The sequence below is a fragment of the Streptomyces ipomoeae 91-03 genome (assembly GCF_000317595.1).
Classification (GTDB): Bacteria; Actinomycetota; Actinomycetes; order Streptomycetales; family Streptomycetaceae; genus Streptomyces; species Streptomyces ipomoeae.
This window is the reverse complement of the sequence record NZ_AEJC01000068.1, coordinates 1-20848: the sequence shown is the minus strand read 5'-3', so window position 1 is coordinate 20848 and position 20848 is coordinate 1. Positions and strand designations below refer to the sequence as shown.

20 protein-coding genes and 1 tRNA gene are annotated in these 20848 nt (G+C 71.4%); 8 read left to right on the top strand and 13 right to left on the bottom strand.

Annotated elements, in window-relative coordinates:
- From STRIP9103_RS04425 to STRIP9103_RS04380, 11 genes are all read right to left on the bottom strand, one after another.
- The coding region (locus STRIP9103_RS04425) for a leucyl aminopeptidase family protein (RefSeq protein WP_048819676.1) at positions 1 to 1125 on the bottom strand (1125 nt) is incomplete at its 3' end.
- 5 nt (positions 1126 to 1130) lie between these two features.
- Positions 1131 to 1751, bottom strand: a complete 621-nt coding sequence (locus STRIP9103_RS04420) for a DUF2087 domain-containing protein (RefSeq protein ID WP_009298734.1) — start codon at positions 1749 to 1751, stop codon at positions 1131 to 1133.
- A 155-nt stretch (positions 1752 to 1906) separates the two neighbouring features.
- The gene (locus STRIP9103_RS04415; protein ID WP_199790508.1) at positions 1907 to 3820 is read right to left on the bottom strand and encodes a RiPP maturation radical SAM C-methyltransferase; all 1914 of its coding nucleotides are present in this window, start codon (positions 3818 to 3820) and stop codon (positions 1907 to 1909) included.
- Between the two features lie 88 nt (positions 3821 to 3908).
- Entirely contained in the window at positions 3909 to 5183 is a 1275-nt protein-coding gene (locus tag STRIP9103_RS04410) for a cytochrome P450 (protein ID WP_009298731.1), read from the bottom strand.
- Entirely contained in the window at positions 5173 to 6627 is a 1455-nt protein-coding gene (locus STRIP9103_RS04405) for an amidohydrolase family protein (protein ID WP_009298712.1), read from the bottom strand. Before STRIP9103_RS04405 ends, STRIP9103_RS04410 begins: the two co-directional genes overlap by 11 nt.
- Complete coding sequence (locus STRIP9103_RS04400) at positions 6624 to 7487, bottom strand: alpha/beta fold hydrolase (protein WP_048819675.1); 864 nt, start codon at positions 7485 to 7487, stop codon at positions 6624 to 6626. Before STRIP9103_RS04400 ends, STRIP9103_RS04405 begins: the two co-directional genes overlap by 4 nt.
- Positions 7456 to 9459 carry a RiPP maturation radical SAM C-methyltransferase gene (locus STRIP9103_RS04395; protein ID WP_009298718.1) on the bottom strand — a complete coding sequence of 668 codons (2004 nt, stop codon included), beginning with the start codon at positions 9457 to 9459 and terminating at the stop codon, positions 7456 to 7458. Before STRIP9103_RS04395 ends, STRIP9103_RS04400 begins: the two co-directional genes overlap by 32 nt.
- Positions 9456 to 10838, bottom strand: coding sequence for a YcaO-like family protein (locus tag STRIP9103_RS04390; RefSeq protein ID WP_100243842.1), 1383 nt, complete (start codon positions 10836 to 10838; stop codon positions 9456 to 9458). Before STRIP9103_RS04390 ends, STRIP9103_RS04395 begins: the two co-directional genes overlap by 4 nt.
- On the bottom strand, positions 10744 to 11907 hold the full coding sequence (locus STRIP9103_RS04385) for a YcaO-like family protein (protein ID WP_048819674.1): 1164 nt from the start codon (positions 11905 to 11907) through the stop codon (positions 10744 to 10746). Before STRIP9103_RS04385 ends, STRIP9103_RS04390 begins: the two co-directional genes overlap by 95 nt.
- A gap of 77 nt (positions 11908 to 11984) precedes the next feature.
- Positions 11985 to 12119 carry a bottromycin family RiPP peptide gene (botA, locus tag STRIP9103_RS48760; RefSeq protein WP_009298735.1) on the bottom strand — a complete coding sequence of 45 codons (135 nt, stop codon included), beginning with the start codon at positions 12117 to 12119 and terminating at the stop codon, positions 11985 to 11987.
- 121 nt (positions 12120 to 12240) lie between these two features.
- Positions 12241 to 14175, bottom strand: coding sequence for a RiPP maturation radical SAM C-methyltransferase (locus STRIP9103_RS04380; RefSeq protein WP_048819673.1), 1935 nt, complete (start codon positions 14173 to 14175; stop codon positions 12241 to 12243).
- A gap of 463 nt (positions 14176 to 14638) precedes the next feature.
- On the opposite strand from STRIP9103_RS04380, the gene STRIP9103_RS04375 reads away from it, so the two are divergent.
- The 6 genes from STRIP9103_RS04375 to rdgB all read left to right on the top strand — a co-directional run bounded on the left by STRIP9103_RS04375 (position 14639) and on the right by rdgB (position 19292).
- Complete coding sequence (locus STRIP9103_RS04375; protein ID WP_048819678.1) at positions 14639 to 15478, top strand: class I SAM-dependent methyltransferase; 840 nt, start codon at positions 14639 to 14641, stop codon at positions 15476 to 15478.
- Positions 15479 to 15543: 65 nt separating this feature from the next.
- Complete coding sequence (locus STRIP9103_RS04370; RefSeq protein ID WP_009298720.1) at positions 15544 to 16851, top strand: MFS transporter; 1308 nt, start codon at positions 15544 to 15546, stop codon at positions 16849 to 16851.
- 105 nt (positions 16852 to 16956) lie between these two features.
- Entirely contained in the window at positions 16957 to 17190 is a 234-nt protein-coding gene (locus STRIP9103_RS04365) for a glucose PTS transporter subunit EIIB (RefSeq protein WP_009298733.1), read from the top strand.
- Between the two features lie 75 nt (positions 17191 to 17265).
- Entirely contained in the window at positions 17266 to 18003 is a 738-nt protein-coding gene (gene rph, locus STRIP9103_RS04360; RefSeq protein ID WP_009298736.1) for a ribonuclease PH, read from the top strand.
- A gap of 174 nt (positions 18004 to 18177) precedes the next feature.
- A complete protein-coding gene (locus STRIP9103_RS04355; RefSeq protein ID WP_009298722.1) occupies positions 18178 to 18576 on the top strand; it encodes a transcriptional regulator, PF09510 family in 399 nt (132 codons plus the stop codon).
- Between the two features lie 113 nt (positions 18577 to 18689).
- Positions 18690 to 19292: an RdgB/HAM1 family non-canonical purine NTP pyrophosphatase gene (gene rdgB, locus STRIP9103_RS04350; RefSeq protein WP_009298711.1), complete on the top strand. Its 603-nt coding sequence runs from the start codon at positions 18690 to 18692 to the stop codon at positions 19290 to 19292.
- A 54-nt stretch (positions 19293 to 19346) separates the two neighbouring features.
- On the opposite strand, the gene STRIP9103_RS04345 is transcribed toward rdgB, so the two are convergent.
- A tRNA-Leu gene (locus tag STRIP9103_RS04345) sits at positions 19347 to 19431 on the bottom strand.
- Positions 19432 to 19495: 64 nt separating this feature from the next.
- Positions 19496 to 19963, bottom strand: coding sequence for a thioredoxin-dependent thiol peroxidase (gene bcp, locus STRIP9103_RS04340; protein ID WP_048819672.1), 468 nt, complete (start codon positions 19961 to 19963; stop codon positions 19496 to 19498).
- Between the two features lie 90 nt (positions 19964 to 20053).
- Between bcp and STRIP9103_RS04335 the strand changes: the two genes are divergently transcribed.
- Both STRIP9103_RS04335 and STRIP9103_RS04330 read left to right on the top strand, forming a co-directional pair.
- A complete protein-coding gene (locus STRIP9103_RS04335; RefSeq protein ID WP_048819671.1) occupies positions 20054 to 20383 on the top strand; it encodes a DUF3618 domain-containing protein in 330 nt (109 codons plus the stop codon).
- 22 nt (positions 20384 to 20405) lie between these two features.
- Positions 20406 to 20747 (top strand): GroES family chaperonin, encoded by a 342-nt coding sequence (locus STRIP9103_RS04330; RefSeq protein ID WP_048819670.1) that lies wholly within the window; start codon positions 20406 to 20408, stop codon positions 20745 to 20747.
- Positions 20748 to 20848: the final 101 nt, after the last annotated feature.

Sequence of the window (20848 nt, the reverse complement as noted above, 5' to 3'; positions counted from 1 at the left end):
CGCGCCGGTACGGGTGCCGAGCGCGTGGACGGCGGCCGAGGTGAGCGTCGCCACGTCGATCACCAGGTCACAGCGGTCCGGGCCGGGGCGGGTCGCGCGCACCAGGACGTCGGCCAGCACCACCCGTCCCTCGTTGTCGGTGTGCGTGATCTCCGTGGTCGTACCGTCGAGATGCCGTACGACGTCACCGACGCGCAGGGCGCCGCCGTCCGGCATGTTCTCGGCGAGGGGGAGGAAGGCGCGCACGCGCAGCGGGAACGCCAGCCGGGGGAGCGCGGTGAGGGCTCCTACGACGGCCGCCGCCCCACCCATGTCGGCCTTCATCGCATGCAGCTCGTCGGCCGGTTTCAGGGACAGCCCGCCGGAGTCGTAGGTGATGCCCTTGCCGATCAGACCGACGGTGAGGCTGTCCGCGGCTTCCGGCGGGGCGTACGTCAGCTCCACGTGGCGGGGCGACTCCGACGAGCCCCGGCCCACGGCGGTCAGGCCGCTGAGGCCCAGGTCGGTGAGGACGGGGCCCTCGTACACCGCGCAGTCGAGGCCGGTGGTGTGCGCCAGTTCGTGGATACGGTCGGCGAACACCGGGGGAGTGAGGGCGCCGGCCGGGCGGTTGACGAGGTCGCGGGCCAGGCAGGTGGCCTCGCCGGCGGCCACGCCCTCGGCGACGGCCCGCCGCTCCGACGTCGCCACGATCACTTCGGCCAACGGGCTCACCGCCCGCGCCGAGCGGTACTCGTCGTAGCGGTACAGCCCGAGCACGGCGCCCTCGGCCACGGCCCGGGCCCGTTCGTCCGCCGGGACCGCCGCGCCGTCGTCGGCCAGGGCCAGATCGAGACGGAGGGTACGGGCGGGGCCGACGGCCCGTACGGCGGCTGCCGCGGCGGCGCGGAACGTGGCCGCCGTCGCCGAACCCGCCGCCCCCAGCCCGACGTTGAGCACCACCGACCGCCCGTCCTCCGACGGCTCGGCGACCACCTGCCCCGCCCGGCCCACGAACCCTCGCCGCCGGCTGAACACTCCGACCCGCGCCCCGACGAACCGCCCGACGGCGATGACATCGGGGCCCCGGGTCATGGCGGCATCGGAGAGGCTCGTGTCCGCCTCGCCGGCCACCACGCGTGTCATGGGCGTCAGGCGGTGCGGCGCTCGTAGTGGGTGCCGGACTCGTCGCGGTGGAGGAGGCCCTCGTCGACCAGGGCTCGGCGGAGGCTGACCCAGTCGTCGTACCACTGGCCGCAGATCGCGTTGACCTTGGCCTCGGAGTAGGAGGTCCCGGGGTCGAAGGAGTCGGCGACGACGGCCAGGACGCGGCTGCGGATCTCCGCCTTGCCGGGGATGGAGGTCAGCCGCCCCTTGCGGAAGTAGGCGCCGGCTCCGTCGCCGCCGCCCCGGCCGGAGATCCGGACCTCCGCCTGCACGGCCAGCCGGAAGGTGTCGTCGATCAGCCGGTAGGCGCGCGCGTCGGCGTCGTACGCGGCGATCCGTCCGTCGACCAGCTTCTGCAGCGCGACGGCGGCGGCAGCGGGGCGCAGCTTCGCCCGCTCCGCCACCTGCGCCACCGTGGTCGCACCGAGCGCGAGCGCCGCGAAGGCGTCCCGCCGGTCCGTCTGGGCGAGGATGCCGACCAGATCACGGCAGGACGGCGGAAGGTCCTCGGCCCGGGCCTGCCCTTCGTCGCCCGTCCGGTCCTCGGCACCGACCTGGTCTTCGGTGGGCTTGTGGTCCTCGGTGGAGGCCATGGTCATCGTCATCAACTTCCGGTTGTCGTACGCGGCCGTCGTGCGGTTCGCTGCCTGGGTCGCCGTATGTCTCGTGCGTCTCCCGCGCGGAGTCCCGCGCGGAATCTCCAGGACTACCGCGCCGCCCGGCGGTCGGGGCAAGCGGGAATCGCCGGGGCGGGCGGATTTCAGCCAGGTTGCCGGGCCCGGGGCGCGGGAGTGAGTGTGAGGGGGACGGCGGTTCGGGCGCGGCGGGGAGTTCCTTTGGCGGGTGGGGTGCGATAGGCGGAGGGTTTTTCCCGTACGGCCAGGGCGATGACCTTTGTGCCCTCGATGTAGACCCACCTTTTTTCCTGCCAGGAGTGGAGCTTCTCCAGGGTCCGCTCCCAGCTCTCCTCCCGTTCCGACCGGCCCTGAAGGTCGCGGAACCGGGCGCCGCCGATGACGGCACGGAACAGTCGGGCGTCGGCGCCGCGCAGGACCGTGTCGTGGGCGGGCAGTCCGGGCCGGCGGTCGGTGAGGGTGAGCGCGTCGAAGCCCAGGCGATAGGTGAAACGGGCCTGGTGGTGCCGGGTGCGCCAGTGGTGGACGGCCGTGGCGAGGCGCCGGCGTACGGCGGTGTTGCGGGGGTCGTCGGTGAAGTCGCCCTCGAAGTGGTAGGCCAGATCCCACAGGTCCTCGGGGGAGAGATCAGGGTAGGCGTACTGGTAGCCCGGCAGGGGATGGGTGAGGGTGAGCCCGTAGTCCTCGGGGTGTTCCACGTAGGGGCTGAACCGGTCGAAATGCACGGCCAGAATGTCGTTGTCCGGTGGCTCCAGGTGCGTCAGCGAGGGCAGCAGTTCGATCTGGGTGAGCATCGACTCCGGGGTTTCGTAGGGAAATCCGGTGAGGATGTTCCACACCGGCAGTACCCCGAATTCGGCGCAGCCGAGCAGGAACCGGATGTTCTGAAAGGCCGTCGCACCCTTTTTCAGCAGCCGCAGCCCTTCGGTGCTGAGGCTTTCGATACCGGGCTGCACGGACCGGACTCCGGCGCGGCGGGCGGCGCGGATGTCGGCCCATTCCATGTTGGCCTTGACCTCGAAGAAGAGTGAGTGGTCGGTGTTGAGTTTTTCGACCAGTGGCAGGGCGGTGTCGAGGTATTTGAGGTCGAGGATGTTGTCGACGGCGAAGAAGTCGAGGACGCCGTAGCGGTCCATGAGGTGGCGGAGTTCGTCGGCGACGGTGTCGGGGTTCTTGCTGCGGTAGGTCATGGTGGCGCCGTTGAGTCCGCAGAAGGTGCAGTGGGTCTTGGCGCCCCACCAGCAGCCGCGGGAGAACTCCACGGGAAGGGTGATCTCGGGTTCGAGGGAGTGCAGGCCCGCTGCCCGTAACTGGTCGAAGAAACCGTCGTAGTTGGGGGTCGGCACCTCCAGCGACTGGCTGGACGAGATGGCGGCGGGAGTGCTGTCGGTGTCGGCGGGCAGCCGGGTGACCAGACGGCCGTGGGTGCGGGGCGGGGTGCCGGCCTCGACCTGGCGGAGGAGGGTGACGAAGGCGTCCTCGCCGGGGCCGTCGACGATGGCGTCCACCGCCGGGTAGTTGGCGAGGAGAGCACGGCCCATGGAGCCCTCGCAGTTGCTGCCGCCGAGGACGATCACGCCGGTGTAGCCGAGCGCCCGCAGGCGTTCCGCCACCGCCAGGGTCGGGCCGTTCTGGCTGAACGTGCTGGTGAACCCGATGACGTCGGGGGCCGACTCCAGCAACCTCGTGGCCGTCAGCTCCACATGCCGGTCGGCGACCTCGCGCAACGCGTCGACGAGGGCGATCGTGGTGTCGTCGACGCCCTTGGCGCGCAGCATGCCGAAGTACGCCTCGCGCCGGTCGGGGTCGCCGTCGCGGCAGGCGTAGATCCAGTCGCCGACCGACAGCTGATACAGCCCCTCGGACACCTTCTCGTACGCGTCCGACCACTCGGCGTCCCCCATGCCGAGGGCCGTGCGGGCGAGGCCGTAGAAGGAGAGGTAGGCGTAGTGCGCGTCGACCCGCCAGCCCTCGGCCTCGGCGACGGAGCGCAGGGTGCCCACCTGGATGGACGGCCGGCGCACGTTGTTCCAGGGCATCGCCACGAGCGCGGCTCGGCTGATCCCCGCCCCTGTCCTTGCCCCTGTGGTTGTCGCTGTCCCTGTCACGGTCCCGGTCATGGTGCCCTCACCAGATGAGCCTCAGGTCGTAGGAGTTGCGCAGGAACGGCGGCTCGGCCGTGCGCTGCTCGGGGGGGACGTCGTAGTGCGGTACGAGGGCGTGCCACTCCTCCAGGGCCACCAGGATCTGGGCCCGGGCGAAGGCCGCGCCGAGGCACTGGTGGGGGCCGGTGCCGAAGGCGATGTGCGGGTTGCGCTCCCGGTCGAAGTCGATCCGGGCGGGCTCCGGGAACACCTCGGGGTCGTGGTTGGCGAGGGCGAGCGGCAGCAGCACGGTGTCGCCCCGGTCCGCGACCCCGCCCGCGTCGGCGGTGACGGCCATCCGGCCCGGATACATGCACGAGTTGACCCGCAGGAACTCCTCCACCGCCGGTGGCCGGACCTCCGGGCTGCTCATGAACCGTCCCCGGTCCTCCGGGTGGTGGGCCAGATGCTGCACGGCGTTCGCCATGTGGTTCACGGTCGAGTCGATACCGGCGAGGAACAGCGTGCACAGCAGCGAGGCACGGTCGTCGTCGCCGACGGGCGCCCCGTCGATCTCCCAGCCGAAACTGGCCGTGGCCAGGTCGTCGGCGGGCTCCGCGCGCCGCCGCGCGATGAGCTCACGGGCGAACCGCTCCAGCGCCGGAAGCCCCAGTTCGCCGTACGCCGCCGCCCTGGGGTCCGGCGCCGAACGGGAGTCGATCATCGCCCGGTTGATGGCGAGCAGCAGGTCGAAGCCGTCCGGGGGCCAGCCCACCGCCGTCATCAGGTTCTCCAGGACGTACGGCCGGGCGAAGTCCTCGTTGAACGACACCTCGCCCTTCTCCAGGAACCCCTCGATACGCCGCCGGGCGTTCTCCCGGATCCCCGGGGTCAGCTCCCGCACCCGCTGCGGGGTGAACCAGGCGCCCAGCCGCTGCCGCCACGCCGTGTGCTCACGGCCCTCGACGGTCAGCGGGATCCACCGCTCCTCCTCGGCGCCCTCGGCCGCGCTCACCCGGCCCACGGTGAAGGTGCCCTCGTCCTTGAACGCCGCGCTGATCCCGTCGAACGTCGTCAGTACCCAGAAACCCCGGTCGCTGTAGAACGCGCCGTGGTCGCCCGCGTGTTCGGCCGCCGCGTCGCGGTACTGCTGCGGGGCGGCGAAGAAGTCGAAGTCCACGGGGCATTCGGCGCCGCGCGCCGCTCGGTCGGGGGCCACGGGGCATTGGGCCGCCTGCTCCGTACGGGCGGCCGTACCACCGGTACCGCCGGCATCGTCGGGCCCCTGGTCGGCCTGCATGGGTCGGTCAGCCTGCATGGGCTGCCTCCTTCGTGGGTCGGCCGGTGGTGACCGGCGGGTCGAGTTCGCCCCGGGCCCAGCCGGAGGCGCCCAGCCCCGACGCCGCCAGGCGCAGCGCCCACAGCCGGTCGAGGTCGTCGCCGTCGAGAAGCACCCCGTCGACCAGCACGGCGTCGGGCCGGGCGAGGGCGGACAACTCGGCGTCGTCGGGGGGCCGCCGATAGAACACCAGGTCGGCGGGGGCTCCGGGCGCCGGACTCCCGGCCGTCAAGCTTCCGGCCGCCGGACTCCCGGCGCGGCCCGTCGCCTCGTACGCGTGGGTGGTCGCCGCTCTCAGGAGCGTCGTGAAGTCGAGGCCCGCGCGGGACAGTTCGGCCAGTTCCTTGTGGAAGGACGGGCCCGCGAGGACGAAGGGGTTGCCGCAGTCGCTGCCGACCAGGAGCCGGGTGCCCGTTTCCGCGAGCGTGCGGGCGATCCCGCCGAGCGCGTCGACGAGCCCGCCGCGCCGGTGCGCCTCGGCGGGGTCGAGCCGCAGGGCGTCCCGGGCCGCGGCCTGCCAGGACCGGCGGCGGCCCTCGTCCACCGCCTGGAGGGCCGCCCGGGAGGGCCGGGTGTACCGGCGTTCGCCGCTGCGGGCCCGCCAGCAGACGAGGGTGGGGCACACGAAGTGGCCGGGCGCGCCGCCGGGTTCGGCCGTACGGTCGGCCAGCGCCCGCGCCAGTGCGTCCCAGCGCCGCTCGGGCGGCAGCCGGAACACATTGGGCACGAGGCCGTAGAGGTGCTCGGACGACCGCATGGTGCGCTGGGCGGCGGCGAGCGGCACCGCTTCCGGTATGTGCCCGACGACCGGGAGACCGGCGCGCTCCGCCTCCCGCACCAGGACGTCGAACACCGGGCGCTCGACGTCGTCGTACACCTTGATCCCGTCGAAACCGAACGCCAGCGCGTCCTCGATGACCTGCCGCACCGCACGGACCCCGTCCACCACGGTGACCCCCTGCGGGATGCGCGACCGGGGGCCGTCCACCACGCCGGCGGTGACCCAGGGCCGCGGCAGCACGGCGTGGCGGGCGCGGTGCACCCCGGCGGCGTAGAGGTGGGCCGGTTCGCCCCACAGCTGCCGGAAGCCGGTCACCCCGTGGACGAGGAGACCGACCAGGTCGGAGGCGGAGGAGACGTGCGCGTGGGAGTCGACGAAGCCCGGCAGGGCGTACGACGTGTACGGGGCCTCGCGGCCGTCGGCGGTGGGCGGGGTCGGGGTACGGGCGGTGACCGTGCCGCCGGTCACCGTCAGGTCCTGCGGAGGGCCGGGCCGTCCGGTGGCCGGGTCGACGAGGCCGACTGCCCGGAAGCGGTGGTCCCGGCCGCGTTCCGCCAACTCCTCCAGGGCCCGCACCAGCGGGTCCCCGTCGGGCAGCAGGCCCCGCCGACGGCGCCACATGGTGTCCTCGGTCACCGTCATAGGGCCCGGGCCTCCGTTCCGGACGCCGCCTGCGCTTCCGCGCTCTCCGTCACTCCCGCAGCCCCCGCCAGCACCTCCGCCACCCGGTGGCCGACGTCCGCGAGGTGGGCGGCGGCCTTGATCCGGGTCGGCGCGGGGACGAGCCACAGCTGGGCGCCCAGCCGTCGCTCCCCGTCGTGGAAGGGAGTCGGATCGGCGTCGCCCTCGGCGGTGATCAGCACCAACTCCTGCTCCGGGTGGCCGCGTTCGGTCCGCCGGTCCGAGCCGTACAGCAGACCGCGGGTCGCCGCGCCCAGCTCGGCGGGGTCGACGCGGGCGCAGGCCTCGATCATCCAGGGCGGGGCGCCCCGCCCGGTGAAGTGGTCGTGCAGATACGTGTGACCGCCGGGGCCCTCGACGGCCACCGCCTCCTCCTCCACCGCGTCCTCGGGGATCTCCACCTGCTCGGCGTGCGCGCAGAACGAGAACGCCCGTGCCACCCGCTTGTCCACGGCGGCCACCCGGAGGGCGATCCGCCCGCCGAAGTAGGTCCCGAAGACGCTGTAGCGGTCCCGGCCGAAGCCGTCGAGGACCGCGCGGACGTCCTCGACGTAACGGTCGATGCCGTGGCCCTCCGGGGTGCCGCCCCGTCCGCTCTCGCCGCGTCCCCGCAGGTCCAGGGCGATGACATGGGCGCCCGTGAGCGCGTCGAGGAACCCCGACTCCGGCCAGATCCGCCGGTCCATGGCGACACCGTGCACCAGCACGACCGCCTCGCCCGGCCCGGGCCGCTCGAAGCCACGGATCACCGTGCCGTCCCGGGAGACGACCTCGAACCCCACAGTGCCGCTACCGTCCCGCACCGACCCTCCCCGTCTCATCGGCCCGCTCCGAAACGGTGGCCGAATCCGTGGCGGAATCGGCGGCCGAATCGGTGACCGCCCCCGCGGCCGTCTCGCGTAGTTCGGCGGCCCGGCCCAGCTCGTCGCGCATGCTGTCGCGCACCGCGAGGACGAGCCCGCGGCGGCCCTCCAGATGGATCCAGCCGCGCCGCGCCCAGTCCCGCAGCGTCCGCCGTACGTCGTCCTCCGACTGCCCCGTCACCGCGCTGACCTGGTCGATCGCCTGGTGCAGCCGCCCGCCGTGGACGAGACGGCGGAACAACAGGTCGTCACCGCCCCGCAGCACATGCCGCCCGGTGCCCACATGGGGCCGGCCGTCGTGCAGCACGGTCATGTTCGGCCCGTACCGGAAGGTGAACCGGGACTGCTCGTGCAGCTTCTTCCACAGCCCGACCCGGGCACCCAGCCGCCGGCGCAGCGCGAGCATCTCCTCGGCCGTACGGTCGGAGCGCCCGACCAGCTCCACATGGTCGAAGGAGTAGGCCAGCTCGGTGCGTTCGGCGGCCGGGCGGCCGGAGTGCACGAACCGGTACTTCGGCTCGGGCCCGCTCAGCGCGATGCCGAACTCGTCGGGCTTCTCGAAGTACGGGCTGTAACGGTCGACCCGCACCTTGCTCACGGTCGACGGCGGCGCGAGATGCGTGATGAAGGGGATCAGCCGCAGCTGCTCCTCCAGCATCCCGGCCGACTCCTCCGGCATCGCCGACAGCAGGTTCCACTGGGCGTCGATGCCCAACTCCTGGCACAGCACCAGGAACCGCAGATTGTGGAAGGCCGTCGCCCCCTTGCGCAGCAGCTTCAGCGCACCGCTGCTCAGGCTCTCGATGCCCGGCTGCACCATGGTGACGCCCGCCGCCCGCATCTCGCCCAGCTCACGCGGCCCCAGATTGGCCTTCACCTCGAAGAACGTGGTGATGTCGACCTCCGCCGCGGCGAGTTCGGCGAGGCCGTTGTCGTTGCGGGCGAGGATCGTGTCGACCGCGTAGGTGTCGAACACCCCGTGCTCCTCGGTCAGCCGGCGCAGCGTCTCGGTGAGCTGTCGGCCCGGTTTGGAGCGGTAGACCATGCCGCTGCCGTTCTCGCCGCAGAACGTGCACTGCAGCTTCTCGCCCCACCAGCAGCCCCGGGACATCTGGAACGGGAGGGCCACGTGCGGGCTGATCAGCTCGCCGTACGGCAGCGCGCGCAGCCGCTCGAAGTACTCCGCGTACCGGGGTACGGGCGCGGTCTCGGCCGGCTGCACGGTCGGCAGCGACACCCGCAGCCCGCCCTCGTGCCGCAGGACCAGACCGGGGGCCGCCGTCAGGTCGCCCACATCGCGCGCGGCGCGGATCGCGGCCACCGCCGCCTCGCCCTCGCCCTGCACGACCGCGTCGACGAACGGGTACGCCCGCATCACGGCCTGCCCCATCGGGCGGTCGCAGTTCGCGCCGCCGAGCAGCACCAGCCGGTCGGGCGCCCGGTCCTTGAGCGCCCGGGCCACGGCCAGCGCGGGCATCAGCTGACTGAACGACGTGGTGAACCCGAAGCACTCCGCGCCCGTCCCCAGCAGCCGCTCGGCGAGCCCGGCGATGAACCGCGGCGCCACCGCCCGCAGCGCCAGCACCCGCGCCACCAGCTCCTCGGCCACCCCGTTCTCGGTGAGGAAGGCGGCGTACCGGGCACGCGTGTCCTCTTCCGCCTGCGCGCCATGGGCGTCCAGGACGCCGCCGAAGATCCAGTCCCCTACGCCCAGCCCGTACAGCTCCTCGCCGATCGTGTCGTACACGGTGACGAACTCCGCCGGATCGCACTCCAGCGCCTCGACGGCGTACTCGAACCAGTCCAGGTACGCGTACACCGGGGTGATCGGATCCCCGTCCCCCTCGCCCTCCAACGCGGCGAGGGTGGCGATCTGTATGGACGGCCGGTACAGGCTGTTCCAGGGCGGTGCCACGAGCGTGAGCCTCACTTCGGCGCACCCCCACGGCCCGTACCCCCACTGGTGCCCGGCCGCAGCCGCTCGCCCAGCCGCCCGGTGGGCAGCACCGGATAGCCCGCCCGCGCCTTGTCGAACATCTCCAGCCCCGGCGCGACGACATCGACGACGGTCACCGCCCCGGGCGGCGTCAGCACCCGGTAGTGGACGTCGACACCCACCTCCCGCAGCCGCTCCACGAGATGCCGCAGCAGTTCCTCGGGCGACGCGGCGGCGGGCAGCAGGGGCAGCCCGTCGTCGGCGTCGAACTCCCTCATCTCATGCGGAAGTCGGTGGATGTCGAAGCGGGCGGCGGCGAGATGGCGGGGATAGCGGGCCAGCGCGGTGGCGATCTGCCCGGCCTCGGTGTCCGCGTCCACCGGCCCGTGCTCGAACATCGTGCGCACCTGGAGGTATTCGAGGAGCGCCCGCTGGAGCGCGTACGTCCGCACCGGCGAGGCACCGCTGCCGATCAGCCGCACGTCCTCCCGGCTCTCCGCGTCGCACACCACATAGGCGGGTACGCCGGTGTCGCAGGCGATGGAGACGATCAGGACCGGCGCCCGGCGCACCTCCTCGATCGTGCCCGTCAGTTCGCGCAGTTCGGCGGGGAGGCTGTCGTGGTCGACGACCCGCAGCTCGGGCCCCTCGCCGGGCAGCCCGAAGTAGGAGCGGGCCAGCTGGTACGACCAGGCGTCCCGTTCGATCAGCTCGTTGACGGCGTGCACCAGCGCCTCGTGCAGGGTGGCGCCCGCCGCGTACCCGGCGCTGGAGGTGTAGTGCCACAGCGGCTGGAACGACCGGTCGTCGTCGGGGTGCGGCCAGTTGCGGTAGCCGCCGTCCCGCAGGAACACCGGGTGCCGGTGGCCGGCCGCGTCGCTCGCCCGCCCGGTCAGGGCCTCCTCCACCGGCCGGTACGCGCGGGTCAGCACGGGCGAGTCCGGCATGATCCCGCCGAGCCGCCGCAGCAGCGCGGACCGGCGGGCGGTGGCCTGCCCGGCGATGTCCCGCCCCGGCCGGAACTCCGCCTCGGCCGCCCTCGGATCGCGGCGCCAGTCCAGGTGGTAGTGCTCGGCGCTCTCGAACAGCGCGCTCGCCATGCTCCGGTGCCCCAGCCCTTGCGGAGCTGCGCGAGCACAGCGCCCCCTCGGCGTCCCGGAGCTGCACTCGTACGTGGGCGCGGACTCGATGCCGTACTTGCGGATGTCGGCCGTCAGCCGCTCCGCGGCCAGCCAGTCCCCGACGGAGGACAGGGCCCGCTGGATGTCCGTCTCCCGCTCAGGCGGTACGTCGTCCTTGGCGGCCCCGTCCAGCAGCGCGGTGGTCAGCAGATCGGGCGTGGTGGGCAGGTCGGTCTCGGCGGGGCGGGTCAAGGGTCCTCCTCACTTCTCCCGTGTCGAACACGGGGATGCCTGCGCGGACAAGGCCCAGGAGGGGCTGCGGATCCGACACCACATGGGCGAAGCAGAGGCGGGTCCTGGGGGTGTCCGGGCCTGAGATGTCGACGGCACCGGAGTCGGCCCACACACTGATCCCGCCGGCCTCCAGCTCTTCCAGGGGTGACGCCACGGACCGCTCGTCGTCGTACGGCGTCCCATGGCCGCTCAAGTCGAAGTCCAAGGTCGCGCAGCGCCCGAGCAGCGGCCAGCGCTCGAAGCGGCGCAGGAAGAAGCGCTCGGCCGGTACGGCGGTGGGGTTCGACCGCCACATCGTCTCGGCCTGCGCGAGCTCCAGCAGGGCCCGGTCGGTGGCCTCGGCCCGGGTGGCACCGCAGCCGAGCCCGGTGGCGGGCATCCGCCGCCCGCGCCCGTACGCCACGGCGAGCACGGTCGGCGTACGCACCGGGCCGCCGAGCGGAAGCACCAGCGTCTCGTCACCCGCCGCCGGCCGTCTCGGCCCCGCCAGAGAGCGGTGCAGGAAAACCCCGTGGTTCAGCAGCTCCGTCAGCTCCAGCAGCGCCCCGTGCAGGGCCGCCTCGGGCGTCGGCGCCACCGCCCAGCCGACCGTGCTGGACAGCCGCGCCTCGGGGGCCGTCAGCACGGCCGCCCGTAACTCCTCGCCGGCGGTCCACGGCGAGGACCAGTACAGAGGCACCCGGCGCGGCCCGCCCCCGGTCAGCGGCCGGTACACCCGGCTCGCGCAACCGTCCGGCACGGTACGCACCCCGGACGCCGGGAAGGGCGGGACCGCCCCGGAGCCCCGTGAGGTCGTCGGCGGACGGACCACCGAGGCGAAGGGAGTACACGCCACCAGCCGTTCCACGGCTTCGGACAGGGCCTTCAGCCGGGCCACGGCCTTCGTCGCGGCGGTGCCGTACCCATCGGCACGGGCGCTGCCCTCGGCGGGGCGTACGGTGCACCGCACGGTCACCGTTCGCTCCGACGGATACGAACGGTAGACGACCTCGCGCAGCGCGCACTCCGTCGCCGTCGCTTCGAGCATGCTCCCTCTCCCGGTAGTCCGTCTCGCCGACTTCACACCCGCCGGTTACTCACCGGCCGGCGCTCATGAGGTGACGGTCATGAGGTGACGTCGCCGTCCCAGTCACCCCAGGACTCCAGCTCCTCCATCTCCAGGGCACTCAGTTCCGCGTTGTTGGGGTCGTCGTTGAGGAAGTCCGCCGTCATGCAGTCGAATACGACTACGGGTCCCATTGCTCGATCCTTTCGTCGGCCTGTGGCCTTGGTTTCCTTCGATTCCTTGCTCTCTTGCCGTCGTGCTGTTCTTCTTCGTGTCGAGACGCGGTGGCCCGGATCCGCGCGATGGGCGGCCTCCTTACGGTCGGGCGGTGAGCGTGAGCGGTACGGGGTTACGAGCCCGCCGGGGAGTGCCCTTGGGCGGTGGGGTGCGATAGGCCGAGGGCTGTTCGCGTACGGCGAGTGCGATGACCTTCGTGCCTTCGATGTAGACCCACCGCTTCCTCCGCCAGGAGTGCAGCGTTTCCAGGGCCTGGTCCCAGCGTTCCCCCTGCCACTCGCGCCCTTGGAGGTCGCGGAACCGGGTGCCGCCGATCACGGCGCGGAACAGACGTGCCTGCTCGCCCCTGAGGGTGGTCGTGTGCGACGGCAGTCCGGGACGTTCGTCGGTGAGGGTGAGCGAGTCGAAGCCGAGCCGGTAGGTGAACCGCGCCGACTCGTGGTGCTGACGCCACAGCCGCACCCGCGCGGCCAGCCGCCGCCGGACCGGCCCGTTGCGCGGGTCGTCCGTGAAGTCGCCCTCGAAGTGGTACGCGATGTTCCACAGGTCCTCGGGGGAGAGGTCCGGGTAGGCGTACCGGTAGCCGGGCAACGGGCTGGTCAGGGTGAGCCCGTACTTCTCGGGGGCCTCGACGTACGGGCTGAACCGGTCGAAGCGGATCAGCGTGATGTGCGGCGGCGTCAGATGCGTCAGCGACGCGACGACATCGAGTTGCGCGCTGATCGACTCCGGTGTCTCGTGCGGATAACCGGTGAGGATGTTCCAGTCCGCCCGCACCCCGTACTCGGCGCAGCCGAGCAGGAACCGGATGTTCTGGTACGCCGTCGCGCCCTTCCGGAGATGCTTCAGCCCCTCCGTGCTCAGACTCTCGATCCCCGGCTGCACGGACCGTACCCCGGCCCGCCTGACCGCCCGGATGTCCGCCCATTCCATGTTGGCCTTGACCTCGAAGAAGAGTGAGTGGTCGGTGTTGAGTTTTTCGACCAGTGGCAGGGCGGTGTCGAGGTATTTGAGGTCGAGGATGTTGTCGACGGCGAAGAAGTCGAGGACGCCGTAGCGGTCCATGAGGTGGCGGAGTTCGTCGGCGACGGTGTCGGGGTTCTTGCTGCGGTAGGTCATGGTGGCGCCGTTGAGTCCGCAGAAGGTGCAGTGGGTCTTGGCGCCCCACCAGCAGCCGCGGGAGAACTCCACGGGAAGGGTGATCTCGGGTTCGAGGGAGTGCAGGCCCGCTGCCCGTAACTGCTCGAAGAAACCGTCGTAGTTGGGGCTCGGCACCTCCAGGTCCGCCGTGGTCAGCGGCGCGGCCGGCGCGCTGTCGGTGTCGGCGGGCAGCCGGGTGACCAGACGGCCGTGGGTGCGGGGCGGGGTGCCGGCCTCGACCTGGCGGAGGAGGGTGACGAAGGCGTCCTCGCCGGGGCCGTCGACGATGGCGTCCACCGCCGGGTAGTTGGCGAGCAGGGCGCGGCCCATGGAGCCCTCGCAGTTGCTGCCGCCGAGGACGATCACGCCGGTGTAGCCGAGCGCCCGCAGGCGTTCCGCCACCGCCAGGGACGGGCCGTTCTGGCTGAACATCGAGGTGAACCCGACCACGGCCGGCGCGGACTCCATGAGCGCCGCGGCCGTCTCCTCCACATGCCGGTCCGCCACCGCGCGCAACGCGTCCACCAGTTCGATCGCCGCGTCGTCGACCCGCCGGGCCCGCAACTGGGCGAAGTACGCCTCCCGCCGCTCGGCGTCGCCGCGCCGGCACGAGAAGATCCAGTCGCCCACCGAGAGGTGGTACAGCTTCTCGGAGACCAGTTCGTAGGCGTCCGCCCACTTCTCCTCGGAGAAACCGAGCATTCGCTGGGCCAGACCGTAGAAATCCAGATAGGCGAATCTGGAGTCCACCCGCCAGCCTTCACTTTCGGCGAGCGAGCGCAGAATTCCGACCTGAATCGAAGGTCGAGTGACACTGTTCCATGGCATGGAAACAAGGGAAACGTTTTTGACGGTGGGTGTGACGGCGGACATTGCGGAAGGCACGAAAACAACCCCCGGAGCCGGTAGCGGCAACTCGAATCACCGTAGGAGCGGTAATTACGCGAGTCAACATCATGCCAAGTCCGGGTATAGGTTGGCCGAAAACGTTCGTCCTGCATGTACTCGTGGAGAATGTGTGCCCATGCGTGGGTGGATGTCGGGCGAGTCGGCAGGTCGTACGCGCATTCGGCTTCATATGTGCAGGTGAGGGCCGTACTGGACAGTCGGACGGGTCGGCTTGTACGGTGTATGGTGCTCCTGTGATCGGCTTGCGACAGGTTGTGAAGAGGAGTGTCTGCGGGCTGTATTGATGATCGATAAATCTCTACCGAGGGCTTTACCTTGCACTCTTGGTGCGCTCTCGGTGCGCTCGCGAAATAAATATTTCCCGCCATCCATATTTCCGTGTGCAGAGAGGCGAGAACCCGTGTCCGAACCCGTGTCTGACCGGGACCTGAAGATTTCCCTCACCGGAGCGGCGGAGACCCTGCTCGCACCCCTCTACGCCCGCGCACTCGACGCCCGCTCCGCACACCCCCTGCTCGGCGACCGAATCGCCGCCGAACTGGCGGACCGCATCGACTACGACTTCGACCGTCTCGGAATGACCGAGGCCTCCGCCGTCGGCGTCGCCCTGCGCGCCCGCTATTTCGACCGCCGAGTCCGCGCCTTCCTCGACACCCACCCCGAGTCCACCGTGGTCCACCTCGGCTGCGGACTCGACAGCCGGTACGAGCGCCTCGCCCCCGGCCCCGGCGTCCGCTGGTACGACCTCGACCAACCCGATGTCATCGACGTCCGAGAGCGGCTCTACCCCGCCCGCCCCGGCCACGAGACCCTCGCCGCCTCCGTCACCGACCCCGACTGGCCGGCGCGCGTCCCCACCGACCGCCCCGTCCTCGTGGTCGCCGAGGGCCTCACCATGTACCTCACCGCCGAAGAGGGCCCGAACATGCTGCGCACCCTCATCGCGCACTTCCCGCACGGCGAACTGCTCTTCGACACCTACTCCCGCTTCGCCGTCCGCTCCACCCGCTCCCTGACCCTCTTCCGCAAAACAGGAGCCCGACTGGCCTGGGGCGTCGACGACCCCCGCGAACTGGAGCGCCGGATACCCGGATTGCGGCTCATCGAAGCCGACAGCGCGTACGCCACCGCGGCCGGCGCCGACCTGCGCCACCTCCCCCGCACCATGCGGCTACGCATGCGCTTCGACACCGAAGTCCTCTCCCGCCTCCCGGTCCTGGGCCGCATCGGCCACATCTCCCGCTACGCGTTCGGTGCCCCGGGATGAGCCGCTGAACCCCACCACCTCCAGACCCGTCCGGCCGGCCACCGGCCCCCGACCAGAATGCCCCGATGCTGCCGCTCTACCTCCTCTCGCACGGTCTGTCCCTGCTGGGCAACACCGTGGCCTCCATCGCCCTGCCCTGGCTGGTCCTGCTGCGCACCGGTGACGCCGCCGCCGTCGGGCTCGTCGCCGCCGCGAGCGCCCTGCCGATGCTGCTGTCGGCCGTGCTCGGCGGCGTACTCATCGACCGCGTCGGCCGCCGCAGGCTCTCCATCGGCGCCGACCTCGCCTCCGCCGCCTGCGTCGCCGCCCTCCCCGTCGTCGACAGCCTCATCGGCCTCACCGTCGCCTGGTTCGTCCTGCTCGGCGTCGCCGGCGCCGTCTTCGACGTACCCGGCATGACCGCCCGCGAGGCCCTCGCCCCCGACATCGCCGAGGCCACCGGCACCGGCATGGAACGCCTGGCGGGCCTCCGCGAAAGCATCGCCGGCGGCGTGGTCATCCTCGCCCCGGCGGCGGCCGGCGGACTCATCATGCTCGTCGACCCGGCGACCGTCCTCTGGCTCACCGCGGGCTGCTCCGCCCTCGCCGCCCTCGTCACCCTCGCCCTGCCCAGGGCCATCGGCGCCCAGCCCACCGCCACGGGCGAGGGCACCGGCCTGCGCGGCGACGTCAAGCGCGGCTTCGGCGTCCTGCGCGGCGACCGCGTCCTCACCGCCGTCACCTTCGTCTCGGCCGGCAGCGTCGCCGTCCTCGCCCCCCTGCAGAACCTGGTCCTCCCCGTCCACCTGGTCGGCAAGGACTCACCCGGCGGCTTCGGCGTCGTGGTCTCCCTGCTGGCCGTCGGCGGTATCGCGGGCGCCAGTGTCTACGCCGCCATCGGCACCCGCTTCTCCCGCCGGGCCGTCTTCGTCGCCGCGCAGCTCACCTCCACGATCGGCATCGCCGGACTCGCCCTGCTGCCCCCGGTCCCCGTCATGTGGGTCGCCGCCGTACTGGCCGGAGCCGGAGCCGGACCCCTGCCCGCCCTCTTCCTGGTCCTCGTCACCGAGCGCATCCCCGAAGAGGTCCGCGGCCGGGTCCTCGGCCTCCAGAACGCCGTCTCCATGACCGCCGTCCCCCTCGGCACCCTGACCGCCGGCCTCGTCGTCGAATGGGTCGGACTGCGCCAGACCGGAGCGTTCCTCGCCATCGCCTGGTGCGCGGTCACCCTGGCGATCGTCGCCCTGCCGGCGCTGCGGAGCCTCGACGCGACCGGTGGAACGGAAGCCACCGAGACACCCGACGGCCGGGCGACGTCGGACGGGCAGGCGACGTCGGACGGGCAGACGGCATCCGGCGGACCGTCCAGGACCGCCGAATCGCCGACCGGCTGACCCCGGGCCGCACAGCCCGGCGACATTTATTTGGCGGCAGTTCCCCAAGTGGTGTAGACCAGTCGCGGGACGGTCCCGCACACTGGGAGATCAGGGAGAACTGCCATGGCCACCAAGGCTGAGAAGATCGTCGCCGGGCTCGGCGGCCTCGACAACATCGAAGAGATCGAAGGCTGCATCACCCGACTGCGCACCGAGGTCAACGACCCCTCCCTCGTGGACGAGGCCGCGCTCAAGGCCGCCGGCGCCCACGGCGTCGTCAAGATGGGCACAGCCATCCAGGTCGTCATCGGCACCGACGCCGACCCCATCGCGGCCGAGATCGAAGACATGATGTGAACCACCGGTTCATCTGAAGGGGCCCCATCCCGCCGAGGGAGGGGCCCCTCCATAGGTACGACTAGGCTCAACGCCATGTCTCGAATCGACGGCCGCACGCCCGAACAGATCCGCCCGGTCACCATCGAACGCGGCTGGAGCAAGCACGCCGAGGGTTCCGTCCTCATCTCCTTCGGCGACACCAAGGTCTTCTGCACCGCCTCCGTCACCGAAGGCGTCCCGCGCTGGCGCAAGGGCAGCGGCGAAGGCTGGGTCACCGCCGAGTACTCCATGCTGCCCCGCTCCACCAACACCCGCGGCGACCGCGAATCCGTACGCGGCAGGATCGGCGGCCGTACCCACGAGATCTCCCGCCTCATCGGCCGCTCCCTGCGCGCCGTCATCGACTACAAGGCGCTCGGCGAGAACACGATCGTCCTCGACTGCGACGTCCTCCAGGCCGACGGCGGCACCCGCACCGCGGCCATCACCGGCGCGTACGTCGCCCTGGCCGACGCCGTCGCCTGGGCCCAGCGCAAGAAGCTCGTCAAGGCGAACCGCCAGCCCCTGACCGGCACCGTCAGCGCCGTCTCGGTCGGCATCGTCGGCGGCGTCCCCCTGCTCGACCTCTGCTACGAGGAGGACGTGAAGGCCGAGACCGACATGAACGTCGTCTGCACCGGCGACGGCCGCTTCGTCGAGGTCCAGGGCACCGCCGAAGCCGAACCGTTCGCCCGCGAGGAACTCGACGCCCTGCTCGACCTCGCCGTCTCCGGCTGCACGGAACTCGCCCTCCTCCAGGCCAAGGCACTTGATACGGTCCTCGAAAGGTAAAGGACACACCAAGAAGGGTGGCCGGCGCCGGCAACCACGGCGCCCCCGCCCGCGTCCTTGCCAGTACGGGCGCACGGCACACACCGTGCGCCCAGCCACACCGCAGCACCGAGAACCGAACCGACGGGGGCCGTCAGGCCTACGCCCAGCACCGACCAACAGGAGGACCGTTCCATGGCCGCGAGCCGCCGACGTCGTACCACCGCCATCGCCGGAGCCGTAGCCGCCGTCGCGCTCACGGCCGGGCTCACCACCGGCTGCGACGCCGTGAACAAGGCCCTGGACTGCGTCCAGACCGCTGAGGCCATCGCCAACAGCGTGTCCGACCTCCAGCAGGCCGTCGCGAACGCGTCGAACGACCCGACGCAGCTGGAGGAGTCCCTCAACTCCATCGACGAGAACCTGAAGGAGATCGGCGACAAGACCGACAACGCCGACGTCAACAAGGCCGTCGACGACCTCCAGAAGGCCGTGGACGACGTCCAGACAGCCGTCGACAACGGCGACGCCACCCCCGACCTCAGCGGCATCACGGGCGCGGCGGGCGAACTGACGAAGGTCTGCACGTCGTAAGAACCGGCCGCACGAGCCTCCGCCCGGTCCCGGACGCGCCCCGGCGCCTCCGGCCGGTCCGGACGCGCCTCCGGCGCGACAAGCCACTGTCACGGCTGGCGATACTGGTCCCCATGACCCGCCTGATCCTCGCCACCCGTAACGCCGGAAAGATCACCGAACTGAAGGCGATCCTCGCCGACGCAGGTCTCACCCACGACCTCGTCGGCGCGGACGCCTACCCCGACGTCCCCGACGTCAAGGAAACCGGCGTGACGTTCGCCGAGAACGCCCTCCTGAAGGCCCACGCCCTCGCCCGGGCGACCGGCCTGCCCGCCGTCGCCGACGACTCCGGCCTCTGCGTCGACGTCCTGAACGGCGCCCCCGGCATCTTCTCCGCCCGCTGGTCCGGCAGGCACGGCGACGACAAGGCCAACCTGGAGCTGCTGCTGGCCCAGCTCTCCGACATCCCCGACGAACACCGAGGCGCCCACTTCGCCTGCGCGGCAGCCCTGGCCCTCCCGGACGGCACGGAACGCGTGGTCGAGGGCCGCCTGAGGGGCGTCCTGCGCCACACCCCCGTGGGCACCAACGGCTTCGGCTACGACCCGATCCTCCAGCCGGAGGGGGACACGAGGACCTGCGCCGAACTGACCCCGGAAGAGAAGAACGCGATCAGCCACCGGGGGAAGGCGTTTCGGGCGCTGGTGCCGGTGGTGCGGGAGCTGTTGGGCTGAGCTGTCCACAGAAACGGCCTGCGTATCGATCATTCGATTCGCAGGCCGTTCATGTGCGGCGGAAGGGATTCGAACCCTCAAGCCCGATCAAGGGCCACAGATCCTAAGTCTGCTGCGTCGCCGGTTGCGCCACCGCCGCTAGCCGCTTGTCATCGTACCGGGAGTTGCTCGTTGCCTTCGGCCGCCCCTGCGCCAGGTGGGTCTCAGATGCCCAGGTCCTTGATGATCTTTGCCACGTGACCTGTCGCGCGGACGTTGTACAGGGCGCGTTCGACCTTGCCCTCCTCGTCGACGACGATGGTGGAGCGGATGACGCCCATGTAGGTCTTGCCGTAGTTCTTCTTCTCGCCGAAGGCGCCGTAGGCGTCGAGGACCTGCTTGTCGGGGTCGCCGAGGAGGGTGACCTTCAGGGACTCCTTCTCGCGGAACTTGGCGAGCTTCTCGGGGGTGTCGGGAGAGATGCCGATGACGTCGTAGCCGGCGCCGGCCAGGAGGTCGAGGTTGTCGGTGAAGTCGCAGGCCTGCTTCGTGCAGCCGGGCGTCAGGGCGGCCGGGTAGAAGTACACGATGACCTTGCGGCCCTTGTGGTCGGACAGGGACACCTCGTTGCCGTCGGCGTCGGGAAGGGTGAAGGCGGGGGCCACGTCCCCGGGCTGGAGTCGCTCGCTCATCGGTCCAGCGTAACGGCGGGCCCTGGCGGCGCGGCGGTGGGCGGAGCTGACAGACTGTCCGTGACGCATACGACAACGGGAGGCAGCGCGGTGGCGGACAGCTCGGACACCAGAACCCCGGCCGAGATCGAGGCGGACATCAGGCGCCGCCGCGACACGCTCGCCGAGACGCTCGACGAGATCGGCGTCCGGGTGCACCCGAAGACCATCGTCGGCGACGCGAGGGCCAAGGTGGTCTCCAACATCGACCACACCCTCGGCAAGGCGTACGTCTCGGTCAACCGCGTCGTGAGTGATGTGAAGGGCCAGCTGGTCAGCGAGGACGGGGCGCCCCGGATGGAGCGCATCGTGCCGGTCGCCCTCGTGGTCGTCGGCGTCGTCGGACTCCTCGCTCTCGGCACTCGGCGTCGTAGGGGCTGACGAAGACAGGTAGGTTCGGGGCGTGAGCGAGAAGACCCACCACGACAAGTTGCCCATCCGGATGCTGCACGACCGTGTGCTCGTGCGGCAGGACACCGCCGAGGGCGAGCGGCGTTCCGGCGGTGGCATCCTGATCCCCGCGACGGCGGCCGTCGGCCGGCGCCTCGCCTGGGCCGAGGTCGTCGCGGTCGGCCAGAACGTCCGGACCGTCGAGACCGGCGACCGCGTCCTCTTCGACCCCGAGGACCGTGCCGAGGTCGAGGTCCGCGGCGTCGCGTACGTGCTCATGCGTGAGCGCGACCTGCATGCCGTGGCCGCCGACCGCTTCGAGGGCTCGGAGGACTCCACGGGCTTGTACTTGTAGGCCGGTAGTCCCTGCTTGTACTTGCAGGCCTTTGGTGCCTGGCAATCGGAGTCGTCCGTAGGCGCTCGTAGCCGTTCGTAGTCATTCGTAGTCATTCTAGG